Raw genomic sequence first — 11746 nt, 5'->3', positions numbered from 1 at the left:
GCCTGGCCGCACCTACCTCCTTATTATCCGACGGAGATGCGGTATGCTCAATATACGAAGTCTGACATTCGGACACGGCCTCTTCCGTAACGGCAGCTACGGAAGAGGCCGTGTCCGAATGTCAGACTTGACCCCCATGGGGTTTAGGCGCGGCGGGCTTCCTGCACGCCGCTCACTTCGGCGATGGCGTTCAGCGCTTTTTGCAGCTGCGCGGTGGCGCCGATCTCGGCCGTGAAGGTCATGCGCGCAAAGCCTTTGGCGCTTTGCGTGTTGACGCCGATGACGTTGATCTTCTCGCGCGAGAAGATCTCGGATATGTCGCGCAGCAGACCCTGGCGGTCGCCCGCCAGGATAAAGATGTCGACCGGGTAGACCGTGTCCGACACCGCCCGCCCCCACTCGGTCACGATCACCCGCTCCGGCGCCTTGGCGCGCATCTCGGCGAAGTTCTTGCACGTGGTGCGGTGGATCGATACGCCCTTGCCGCGCGTGACGAAGCCGACGATGCCGTCCGGCGGCGCCGGCTTGCAGCACTTGGCCAGCTGCGTCATCAGGCCGTCGGTGCCCACCACCAGCACGCCCGACTTGGCGCCCTGGTCCACGCTGGACGCCTTGCTCTTGCCCAGCACCACCGCGTCTTCCGGCTCGGCCGGCTCGCCGGTGTCGTGCAAGGCCTGCTCGACGTGGCGCAGGCTGAATTCATCCTTGCCCACCGACAGGAACAAATCGTCCACCTTGGCGAAGCCCAGCTTGTTGGCCAGCGCTTCCAGGTTGACCGCCGTCTTGCCTTCGCGCTGCAAGGACTTCTCCACCATCGCGCGCCCGTGCGACAGCGTTTCCTGCATGTCGATGGCGTGGAACCAGGCGCGGATCTTGGAGCGCGTGCGCGTGGCCACCGTGTACTCGTCGCTGAGCCAGTCGCGCGACGGCCCCGCCGTCCCCGGCGCGCCCTTGGCGGTGATGATCTCGCAGGTCTGGCCATTCTTCAGCGGCGTATTCAGCGGCACCATGACGCCGTCCACGCGCGCGCCGCGGCAGCGATGGCCGACGTCGCTGTGCAGGTGGTAGGCAAAGTCGACCGGCGTGGCGCCGACCGGCAGCTCCAGCACCCGCGCCTGCGGCGTCAGCACGAAGATGCGGTCGTCCAGCGCGGCCGACTTGAGCTTCTCGACCCACTCGCGCTGCTGCTCTTCCTGCCCGACCACCGCGTCGGCGACGTCGGTCTTCCAGGCCAGCAGCTGGCGCAGCCAGGCGATCTTTTCATCGTACTTCTGGCCGGCGAAGTTGGAACCGCCCTCCTCCTTGTAGCGCCAGTGCGCCGCCACGCCGTACTCGGCGAAGCTGTGCATCTCCTGCGTGCGGATCTGCACTTCCAGCGGCCGGCCGTCTTCCGCCGTCACCACCGTGTGCAGCGACTGGTAGCCGTTCGATTTCGGCCGCGAGATGTAGTCGTCGAATTCCTTCGGGATCGGGGTCCAGATGTTGTGCACCACGCCCAGCACCGTGTAGCAGGTCTTGACGTCGGCCACGATCACGCGGAAGGCGCGCACATCGTACAGGTCGGTGAAGTCCAGCTCCTTGCCCTTCATCTTGCTCCAGATGGAGTAGATGTGCTTGGGTCGGCCGAACACCTCGGCCTGGATGCCCGCGCCCGCCATTTCCGACTGCAGGCGCTCGATCGCCGAGGTGACGAAGCCTTCGCGCATCATGCGCTTCTCTTCCAGCATCTTGGCGATGCGCTTGTACGCCTCCGGCTCGATGAAGCGGAACGACAGATCCTCCAGCTCCCACTTCAGCTGCCAGATCCCCAGCCGGTTGGCCAGCGGCGCGTACAGGTCCAGCGTTTCGCGGCCGTAGGCGCAGGTCATGTCGTTGAACAGCTTGATGTCGGCGAAGTAGCGCAAGGTCGTCACGCAGGACGCCAGGCGCACCAGCACCACGCGCATGTCGGAGGCCATCGCCAGCAACATCTTGCGCAGCGTTTCAACCTGCGCCACCGCCATCTGCGCGGCATTGCGGCCGCGCGCGACGGCGCCCTGCTGGCCCTGGCCCTGGGTCTGGGTCAGCTCGCGCAAGCGTATCAGCTGGCGCACGCCGGCCACCAGGTCGCCCACCTCCTGGCCGAAACGCGGTTCGATGATGGGCGCTTGCGCGGTGTCGAGCAAGGTCAGCTCGAACATCAGGCCGGCGATGCGGGTCTCGACGTCGGTGCGCATGAAGGCCAGCGTGCCGGCCACGCCGACCGCGAAGTCGATCGCCGGCTGGCCGCTGGCGCACAGCTTGTCGCCGTAGGCGTCGCCGGCGAAGTCCAGCGCCGACAGCATGCGCACGCTGTCGTCGGGCGACAGGCCCAGGACCAATTGCTCCGACGTTGCGCTCGTGAGCGCGCTGATAGAAACCATGATGCCCCTAGCGCTGCGCCGCGACGACGATGATTTCCACTCGCCATGCCGGATCGGCCAGCTTGGCTTCCACCGTGGCGCGCGGCGGCGTGTGGCCGCTCGGCACCCAGGCGTCCCACTCTTCGTTCATGCCGGCGAAATCGGCCAGGTCGGCGATGTAGATGGTGGTGCTGAGGATGCAGGTCTTGTCGCTGCCGGCTTCGGCCAGCAGACGGTCGATATGCGCCAGCACCTCGCGGGTCTGGCCCTGGATGTCCAGCGTCTTGTCGTCGGCGATCTGGCCCGCCAGATACACGGTGCCGTTGTGGATGGCCACTTCGGACAAGCGTTTGCCTACATGCAGTCGTTTGATTTCCATACTTTTCTTCTTTAATCTTTTCTAATTTAGCCCAACAGGAATTGCTTGACGATGGCGATCTGGTCGTCGTGGAAGAAGGTCGGCGCGTGGCCGACGTCCGGGATTTCCACCAGCGTGGCTTTCGGCCCGCGCCGGGTCATCAGCGCCGCCGTCTCGGCCGACAGCAGGTCCGACTCGGCGCCGCGCACCAGCAAGGTCGGGCAACGGATCGCATCGTAGGCGGACCACAGCAGCGCTTCATCGGCCGCGGCCGACTCCGGCGTGGCGGAACGGAACGGCAAGGCCAGGCCCATATCGTAATGGCGCACCCATTTGCCGTCTTTATCCTGGCGCAGTACGTCGCTCGCCAGTTTATGCCATTCCTCCTCGGTGTGCTGGCCGAAGGTCAGCGAAACGTCGCGGATGAACTTGGCCGCCTCGGCGTAGCTGTCGAACCGCAGGTCCTGGCCGATGTAGTCGCCGATGCGCTGCAAGGCCAGCGGCGCCAGCACCGGGCCGATGTCGTTGAGGATCAGTTTGCGGATCGGGTTGTCCGGCAGCGAAGCCAGGCCCAGGCCGATCAGGCCGCCCATCGAGGTGCCGAACCAGTCGACCGTCTGCTTTTCACCGTCCGGCAACACGCGCGCCAGCAAGGTGACAATGTCGCTAACATATTGCGGGACGCGGTACAGCTGCGGGTTCTTCAGCCAGCCTGAGCGGCCGCGGCCGACGATGTCCGGGCAGATCACGCGATAGTCGTTGGCCATGGCGCGCGCCATGTTGTCGAAGTCGTCGCCGACGCGGGTCACGCCGTGCACGCACAGCAGCACATTGGGGTTGTTCTCGTCACCCCACTCCTTGTACGACATGCGGTGCAAACCAGCCAGTGACAGACATTGAACAGACTTTATTTTTGCTTCGAACATGCGACTTCCTTGGTGGTTTTTACAGTGATTTGTGCAATGCTGTTTAGAAATACCATTTTACCGGGCGTTACGCTTAAAATCCTACCGAAGTGTAGCGCAGCACCACTTTAATCTCCAACCCTCCAGAGGACACTATGGCAAACAAGACTTTGAGCGGTAAAACGGCGCTGGTCACCGGCTCCACCTCCGGTATCGGCCTGGGCATCGCCCGCACCTTGGCGGCGGAAGGCGCCAACGTGCTGTTGAACGGCTTCGGCGACGCCGCCGAAATCGACCAGCTGCAAACCGACCTGGCCCAGGAATTCGGCGTGCAGGTGGCCTACCACAACGCCGACATGTCCAAGCCGGCCGAGATCGAGAACATGATCGTCTTCGCCGGCGACAAGTTCGGCGGCATCGACGTGCTGGTCAACAACGCCGGCATCCAGTACGTGGCCAATGTCGAAGACTTCCCGGTCGAAAAATGGGACGCCATCATCGCCATCAACCTGACCTCGGCCTTCCACACTTCGCGGCTGGTGCTGCCGCGCATGCGCAGCAACAACTGGGGCCGCATCATCAACCTGGCGTCCGCGCACGGACTGGTGGCCTCGGCCGGCAAGTCGGCCTATGTCGCCGCCAAGCACGGCTTGATCGGACTGACCAAGGCCTGCGCGCTGGAGACCGCCACCACCGGCGTGACGGTCAACGCGATCTGCCCCGGCTTCGTGCTGACGCCGCTGGTGCAAAAGCAGGTCGACGCCCGCGCCGCCAAGGACGGCATCAGCAACGAGGATGCGAAGAAGGCGCTGCTGGCCGACAAGCAGCCGTCCGGCGAATTCGTCACGCCGGAGGAACTGGGCGCGCTGGCGGTGTTCCTGTGCAGCGACGCCGCCAAGCAGGTACGAGGCGTCGCGTGGAACATGGATGGCGGCTGGGTGGCCCAATAAGTCCATAAGGGATATCACTAATGTGAATACGGTTAACCACAATAGTGATGTCTCATATTTTGACGGATGATGATCTCCACACCCGAAACGCGAGGAGACCCCGTGAAAAAGCCGTTCTACAAAATTCTATACGTACAAGTGTTGTTCGCCATCGCCTGCGGCATCCTGTTAGGCATCTTCTACCCTAGCGACGCGGTCAGCATGAAACCGCTGGGCGACGGCTTCATCAAGCTGATCAAGATGATCATCGCACCGGTGATCTTCTGCACCGTGGTCTCCGGCATCGCCGGCATGCAGGACGTCAAGAAGATCGGTCGCGTCGGCGGCAAGGCGCTGCTGTACTTCGAGGTGGTCTCCACCTTCGCGCTGGTGATCGGCCTGTTCGTGGCCAACCTCGTGCGCCCAGGCGCCGGCTTCAACGCCGACCCGGCCACGCTCGACACCAAGGCCATCGCCCAGTTCACGGACAAGGCCAAGGCCCAGTCGACGCTCGACTTCGTGATGAACATCATCCCGAACACCGTGGTGGACGCTTTCGCCAAGGGCGATATCCTGCAAGTGCTGCTGATCGCCATCCTGTTCGGCTTCTCGCTGTCGCTGCTGGGCGAGCGCGGCAAGCCGGTCACCAAGCTGATCGACGACCTGTCGTCGGCCATCTTCGGTGTGGTCGGCATCGTCATGAAGGCCGCTCCGGTGGGCGCGTTCGGCGCCATGGCTTTCACCATCGGCAAATACGGCATCGCTTCGCTGAAGCCGCTGGCGACGCTGATGGGCTGCTTCTACCTGACCTGCTTCCTGTTCGTGGTCGTGGTGCTGGGCACCATCGCACGCCTGACCGGCTTCTCGATCTTCAAGTTCATCGGCTACATCAAGGAAGAATTGCTGATCGTGCTGGGCACCAGCTCGTCGGAAAGCGCGCTGCCTTCGCTGATGACCAAACTGGAACGCCTGGGCTGCTCCAAATCCGTGGTGGGCCTGGTGGTTCCGACCGGCTACTCGTTCAACCTGGACGGCACCAACATCTACATGACGATGGCCGCGCTGTTCGTGGCGCAGGCCACCAACACCGACCTGACCCTGGCCCAGGAACTGACCATCCTCGGGGTGGCGATGCTGACCTCCAAGGGTGCGTCCGGCATCACCGGCGCCGGCTTCATCACCCTGGCGGCCACGCTGGCCGTGGTGCCGACCATTCCGGTGGCCGGCATGGCGCTGATCCTGGGCATCGACCGCTTCATGAGCGAATGCCGCGCCCTGACCAACTTCATCGGCAACGGCGTCGCCACGGTGGTGGTATCGCACTGGGAAAAAGAGCTGAGCCACGATACCTTGCACAAGGAACTGAACCATCCTGGTTCGACCGTGACCGACCCTGACTTGCAGCCATTGACCCGCCACGCGCATTAAGCCGCGTCCCGGCAGTGCCCCACAAGCCGCAGCCCGCAACGGTCTGCGGCTTTTTTTTCCGATTATTACAACAGTGTTTGTTTTGCACCAAAAAAACAAGAATTCATGAGAGAATCTAATTTTCAACAAACAGGACATAGCATCATGAAAAAGTTGTGCCGCCTTCTCGCATGCGCTGGCTTGCTGGCCGCCAGTTTCGCCGCCAATGCTACCAGCTACCACTTCTCCTATAAGTTCCTGAACGGCCAGTACGTCAGCGGTTCGTTTGATGGCACCGCGGACGGCAATTTGATCACCGAACTCAGCAATATCGCGGTCACCGTGAACGGCACCGCCTACGGCGGTCATTTCTACGGTTTCGGACTTGACGGCAGCTATGTCGACGGCAATGCCGTGGTCTCATTCGACGGCACCGCCAATCAGTTCATCTTTAGCGACGCCGACCTGGGTCAGCAGCAGACGCCGAATCTGACGCTGGTGTCTGCCGCATACAATGGCGGCGGCACCGATTCGCTGGCCTACTATTCCCCCGGCCAAGGCGTTGGCTATGGCGAGGGCGATGGCGGCACGCCATATTCGGCCGACCGTTGGCTCATCAGCGCGGTGCCGGAACCGGAAAGCTATGCCATGCTGCTGGCCGGCCTGGCGCTGACGGCCGGCCTGGCCCGCCGCCGCAAAGCGGCTTAAGCAGGAAAGCGCGCCCGCCTGGCTCAGGCGGCGCACGCGCGGGGCGGGAGCCCGGCGCCACATCAGGCGGGCCGCAAGCGCCCGCCTGCTCACATCAGACCGCCGTGGTATCGAGTTCGACGCCGGTGGCGGCCTGGATCTGCTCCTTGCTGACGCCGGGCGCCAGTTCGGTCAGCTTCAAGCCCTTGGCGGTCACTTCCATCACGCCGAGGTCGGTCACGATCAGGTCCACCACGCCGACGCCGGTCAACGGCAGGTCGCATTTCTTCAGCAGCTTGTGCGAGGTCGAGCCGTCCTTGGCGGTGGCGACGTGCTCCATCAACACCACCACCCGCTTGACGCCGGCCACCAGGTCCATCGCCCCGCCCATGCCCTTGACCATCTTGCCCGGTATCATCCAGTTGGCCAGGTCGCCCTGCTCCGACACCTGCATCGCGCCCAGGATCGCCAGGTTGATCTTGCCGCCGCGGATCATGCCGAAGGAATCGGCCGAGCTGAAGTAGGCCGCGCCCGGCAGCGCCGTCACGGTCTGCTTGCCCGCATTGATCAGGTCGGCGTCGACTTCCGCGTCGGTCGGGAACGGGCCGATGCCCAGCAAGCCGTTTTCCGATTGCAGGAACACTTCCATGCCCGCCGGCACGTAGTTCGCCACCAGCGTCGGCAAGCCGATGCCGAGGTTGACGTAGTAACCGTCCTGCAATTCCTTCGCCGCGCGCGCGGCCATTTCGTCACGAGTCCATGCCATAGTAATCTCCGATGTTCTTAGTTAGCGCGCACGGTGCGCTGCTCGATGCGTTTTTCCGGCGTGGCGTTGAGCACGATGCGGTGCACGAAGATGCTCGGCAGGTGCACCGCGTCCGGATCGATCTCGCCGATTTCCACCAGCTGCTCGACTTCGACGATGGTGACCTTGCCGGCCATGGCGGCGTTCGGGTTGAAGTTGCGCGCGGTCTTGCGGAACACCAGGTTGCCGGCCTTGTCGGCCTTCCAGGCCTTGACCAGCGCGACGTCGGCCACCAGGCTGCGCTCCATCACGTACTGCTCGCCGTCGAATTCGCGGATTTCCTTGCCGTCGGCGACGATGGTGCCGACCCCGGTCTTGGTGAAGAAGGCTGGAATGCCGGCGCCGCCGGCGCGCAGCTTCTCGGCCAGGGTGCCTTGCGGCGTGAATTCCAGTTCCAGCTCGCCGGCCAGGTACTGGCGCGCGAACTCTTTGTTCTCGCCCACGTAGGAGGCGATCATCTTCTTGATCTGGCGGGTTTCCAGCAACTGGCCGAGGCCGAAGCCGTCCACGCCGGCGTTGTTGGAGATCGCGGTCAGGCCGGTGACGCCGGAATCGCGCAGCGCGCCGATCAGCGCCTCGGGGATGCCGCACAGGCCGAAGCCGCCGACCGCGATGGTTTGCCCGTCTTGGACGACGCCCGCCAGCGCTGCGGCGGCGTCAGGATAGATTTTATTCATGGGTGTCCCTTTATAGTGTGTTGCTGAATCTGTTGCTAACATTATTAAATGCGCTAGCGACGAGGCGTCTCAGCATAGAATACGCAAATCAAAAGCACAATACCGTAGAACTACCTGCCGCCCCCACACATGAATAATGCTCCGGTCATCGATTACGAATCCATTTTCCTGCACGCGCCGGTCGGCATGTGCATCTCGGAGAACCGCATCATCCAGTCGTGCAACGAGGCGCTGGCCTCGATGTTCGGCTACGCGCGCGGGCAGCTGCAGGGCCAGTCCTTCATGGTGCTGTACCCGACCATGGACGAGTTCCTGCGCACCGGCGACCGCATCATTCCCATCATGAACGCCAGGGGCCGCTATTCGGACGAGCGCATCATGCGCCGCGCCGATGGCGAGTTGTTCTGGTGCCACGTCACCGGTCATTCGATGAAGGCGTCCGAACCGCTGGGGCCGGGCATCTGGACCTTCGAGGACGTCAGCGAAAAGCGCCCGGTGACGGCGGAGCTGACCCCGCGCGAACGGGAAATCGCCGCGCTGCTGGTCGAAGGCAAGACCAGCAAGACCATCGCCCGCCAGATCGACCTCAGCCCGCGCACGGTGGAAATGCACCGCGCCAAGCTGATGCGCAAATTCTCGGCCGCCACCTCGTCGGAACTGGTGCACAAGCTGGTCGGCCTGCAGCTCTAGCTACGTTGCGGTCATGCCATCATCGGCGGAAATAATCGCGCCGTTGATGAAGTTGGAGTCCTCGCCGGCCAGCAGCAACAGCAGGCCGTCCAGGTCCTCCGGCTTGCCCGGGCGCTTGCGCGGCAGCATATTGATCAGCTTCTGGCCCTGCTCGCTGGCGAAGTAATCCTCGTTGATCTCGGTCGAGATGTAGCCGGGGCAGATGGCGTTGGTGTTGATGCCGTACTTGCCCCACTCCACCGCCATGGCCTTGGTCATCTGCACCACGCCGGCCTTGCTCATGCAATACACGCCGATCTGCGGCATCACCCGCAAGCCCGCCACCGAGGCGATGTTGATGATGCGGTGCTTCTTGCCCGGGTCGCCCTTGGCGCGCGCGATCATGCGCTTGGCGGTCTGCTGGGCCACGAAGAAGGCGCCGCGCAGATTGGTGTCCATGACGAAGGCATAGTCCTCCGGCGTGACGTCGACCAGCCGCTGGGTGGTCGATACGCCCGAGTTGTTGACCAGGATGTCGATCGGCCCGGCCTCGGTCTCGGCGTGGGCGATGGCCGACTTGATGCTGGCGAAATCGCTCACATCCAGGCTGACCACATGGGCGGCGCCGCCGTCGGCCTCGATTTCGGCGCGCAGCTCCTTCAGGCGCTCGGTGCGGCGCGAGGCCAGCACCACCTGGGCGCCGGCCTGGGCCAGCACTTTGGCAAACCGGGCTCCGAGACCGCTGGAGGCGCCGGTGATCAGCGCAATTTTTCCCTCAAAGTTGACTTCTATGCCCACGAGCTACTCCTAGTGTTTGGTATAAGTGATGAATTGCCGACAGCGTGACTGTCGAATCGTTATGATTACACAAATCGCCAGTATTAGATTGCAGTGTCTAATAATGTCCCTCAAAATGGCGCCCACATTGCATTCCGAGCGAAAAAGAAGCACACTCGTGCTTAAATTTCCCTCCACCCATTTGACCACGATAAGAACAGACCATGACACAGCCACAAAATCTAGTAGAACAGTACGGCCCGCGCGATGCGATGGAGTATGACGTCGTGATCGTCGGCGGCGGCCCTGCGGGCTTGTCGGCGGCCATCAAGATCAAGCAGCTGGCCGCCGAAAAAGGCCGGGAAGTGTCGGTCGTCGTGCTGGAAAAAGGCGGCGAGCTGGGCGCCCACATCCTGTCCGGCGCCGTGATGGACCCGAAGGCCCTGACCGAGCTGATCCCTGACTGGAAGGAAAAAGGCGCGCCGCTGAACACCGAAGTGAGCGAAGACCGCGTGCTGTTCCTGACCGAAACCAAGGCCATCAAGACCCCCAACTTCCTGCTGCCGGCCTGCTTTGAAAACCACGGCAACTACGTGATCTCGCTGGGCAACGTGGTGCGCTGGCTGGGCCAGCAGGCCGAGGCGCTGGGCGTGGAAATCTTCCCCGGCTTCCCTGCCGCCGAAATCCTGTACAACGACGACGGCTCGGTCAAGGGCGTGGCCACCGGCAATATGGGCGTCAAGCGCGACGGCGAAGCCGGCTCCGACTTCCAGCTGGGCATGGAACTGCACGGCAAGTACACCCTGTTCGCCGAAGGCGCGCGCGGCCACCTGGGCAAGCAGCTGATGGCCAAGTACGACCTGAACAAGGGCAAGGACCCGCAGTCGTACGGCATCGGCATCAAGGAATTGTGGGAAATCGACCCGGCCAAGCACCAGCCCGGCCTGGTGGTGCACACCACCGGCTGGCCGCTCGACAGCAAGACCTACGGCGGTTCCTTCCTGTACCACCTGGAAAACAACCAGGTCATGGTCGGCTACGTGGTCGGCCTGAACTACGAGAATCCCTACCTGTCGCCGTACGAGGAATTCCAGCGCTACAAGACCCACCCGGCCATCAAGACCTTCTTCGAAGGCGGCAAGCGCATTTCCTACGGCGCCCGCGCGATCACCGCCGGCGGCCTGCAATCGTTGCCGAAACTGGTCTTCCCGGGCGGCGCGCTGATCGGCTGCGACGCCGGCTTCCTCAACATGAGCCGCATCAAGGGCAGCCACGCCGCCATCAAGTCCGGCATGCTGGCCGCCGAGTCGGCGTTCGAGGCGCTGGCCGCCGGCCGCCAGCACGACGAACTGGCCACCTTCCCGGCCGCTTTTGAAACATCCTGGCTGCATGACGAGCTGCACGTGGCGCGCAACGTCAAGCCTTGGCTGAGCAAGGGCCTGTACGTCGGTTCGGTGATGACCTATGTCGACCAGGCCATCCTGCGCGGCAAGGCGCCATGGACGCTGCACCACAGCCACGCCGACCACGAATGCCTGAAGCCGGCCTCGCAGTTCACGCCGATCAGCTATCCCAAGCCGGACGGCAAGCTGACCTTCGACCGCCTGTCGTCGGTGTTTATTTCCAACACCAACCACGCCGAAGACCAGCCGATCCACCTGACGTTGAAAAATCCTAGCGTGCCGGTGGACGTCAACCTGGCCCAGTATGCCGGTCCGGAAGCGCGCTACTGCCCGGCCGGCGTGTACGAGTTCATCAAGACCGACGAAGGCGCCGACCGCCTGCAGATCAATGCGCAAAACTGCGTGCATTGCAAAACCTGCGACATCAAGGATCCGACCCAGAATATCGTCTGGATAACGCCGGAAGGCGGCGGCGGCCCGAACTATCCGAACATGTAAGACAAAAAAGCAACAACAGCTCAGCAGCGCGTCCTCGGTGGCGCGCTGTTTTTTTATTCCGGGAACAATTTATTGCGCCGTCCGGGCAAAAGCGGACCATAATCGGGCGGTGGAGAGGCTGTGCAGCGGGCCGTAACGCTGGAAAACCGGGCCCTGTTACAAATAATTTCGCAAATTTCCACAAAGCATTTAATGTCCTTCCAGATATGGTCGTCTTGTACTTGGGAGAGCACAAAGGATCCGTTGCTCC

11 protein-coding genes are annotated in these 11746 nt (G+C 63.0%); 5 read left to right on the top strand and 6 right to left on the bottom strand.

The window, feature by feature from the left end; genetic code table 11:
• Window positions 1-143: 143 nt before the first annotated feature.
• The 3 genes from AC1RMD_RS30450 to AC1RMD_RS30440 are packed head-to-tail and all read right to left on the bottom strand — an operon-like array spanning window position 144 to window position 3665.
• Window positions 144-2402, bottom strand: a complete 2259-nt coding sequence (locus tag AC1RMD_RS30450; RefSeq protein WP_492932472.1) for a RelA/SpoT family protein — start codon at window positions 2400-2402, stop codon at window positions 144-146.
• Between the two features lie 7 nt (window positions 2403-2409).
• Window positions 2410-2760, bottom strand: a complete 351-nt coding sequence (locus AC1RMD_RS30445) for a RidA family protein (protein ID WP_492932470.1) — start codon at window positions 2758-2760, stop codon at window positions 2410-2412.
• A 26-nt stretch (window positions 2761-2786) separates the two neighbouring features.
• Complete coding sequence (locus tag AC1RMD_RS30440; RefSeq protein WP_492932468.1) at window positions 2787-3665, bottom strand: alpha/beta fold hydrolase; 879 nt, start codon at window positions 3663-3665, stop codon at window positions 2787-2789.
• Window positions 3666-3799: 134 nt separating this feature from the next.
• Here AC1RMD_RS30440 and AC1RMD_RS30435 point away from each other — a divergent pair, with 134 nt between their 5' ends.
• The 3 genes from AC1RMD_RS30435 (at window position 3800) to AC1RMD_RS30425 (ending at window position 6688) form a co-directional block, all read left to right on the top strand.
• Window positions 3800-4594, top strand: a complete 795-nt coding sequence (locus AC1RMD_RS30435; protein ID WP_492932466.1) for a 3-hydroxybutyrate dehydrogenase — start codon at window positions 3800-3802, stop codon at window positions 4592-4594.
• A gap of 69 nt (window positions 4595-4663) precedes the next feature.
• A complete protein-coding gene (locus AC1RMD_RS30430) occupies window positions 4664-6001 on the top strand; it encodes a dicarboxylate/amino acid:cation symporter (protein WP_492932464.1) in 1338 nt (445 codons plus the stop codon).
• Between the two features lie 144 nt (window positions 6002-6145).
• Complete coding sequence (locus tag AC1RMD_RS30425; protein ID WP_492932462.1) at window positions 6146-6688, top strand: PEP-CTERM sorting domain-containing protein; 543 nt, start codon at window positions 6146-6148, stop codon at window positions 6686-6688.
• 94 nt (window positions 6689-6782) lie between these two features.
• Here the strand turns inward: AC1RMD_RS30425 and AC1RMD_RS30420 are convergent, their stop codons facing one another.
• Both AC1RMD_RS30420 and AC1RMD_RS30415 read right to left on the bottom strand, forming a co-directional pair.
• Entirely contained in the window at window positions 6783-7433 is a 651-nt protein-coding gene (locus AC1RMD_RS30420) for a CoA transferase subunit B (RefSeq protein WP_492932460.1), read from the bottom strand.
• A gap of 17 nt (window positions 7434-7450) precedes the next feature.
• A complete protein-coding gene (locus AC1RMD_RS30415; RefSeq protein ID WP_492932458.1) occupies window positions 7451-8149 on the bottom strand; it encodes a CoA transferase subunit A in 699 nt (232 codons plus the stop codon).
• A gap of 129 nt (window positions 8150-8278) precedes the next feature.
• Here AC1RMD_RS30415 and AC1RMD_RS30410 point away from each other — a divergent pair, with 129 nt between their 5' ends.
• The gene (locus AC1RMD_RS30410) at window positions 8279-8839 is read left to right on the top strand and encodes a LuxR C-terminal-related transcriptional regulator (protein ID WP_492932456.1); all 561 of its coding nucleotides are present in this window, start codon (window positions 8279-8281) and stop codon (window positions 8837-8839) included.
• Here AC1RMD_RS30410 and AC1RMD_RS30405 read toward each other — a convergent pair whose 3' ends face one another.
• The gene (locus tag AC1RMD_RS30405) at window positions 8840-9616 is read right to left on the bottom strand and encodes an SDR family oxidoreductase (protein ID WP_492932454.1); all 777 of its coding nucleotides are present in this window, start codon (window positions 9614-9616) and stop codon (window positions 8840-8842) included.
• 203 nt (window positions 9617-9819) lie between these two features.
• On the opposite strand from AC1RMD_RS30405, the gene AC1RMD_RS30400 reads away from it, so the two are divergent.
• A complete protein-coding gene (locus AC1RMD_RS30400) occupies window positions 9820-11496 on the top strand; it encodes an electron transfer flavoprotein-ubiquinone oxidoreductase (RefSeq protein ID WP_492932452.1) in 1677 nt (558 codons plus the stop codon).
• The last annotated feature ends 250 nt before the right edge of the window (window positions 11497-11746 follow it).

This window comes from Duganella sp. GW822-FHT06D06 (assembly GCF_058799615.1).
Note: the sequence above shows the minus strand (reverse complement) of the source record. Positions and strands in the feature narration are given on the sequence as shown.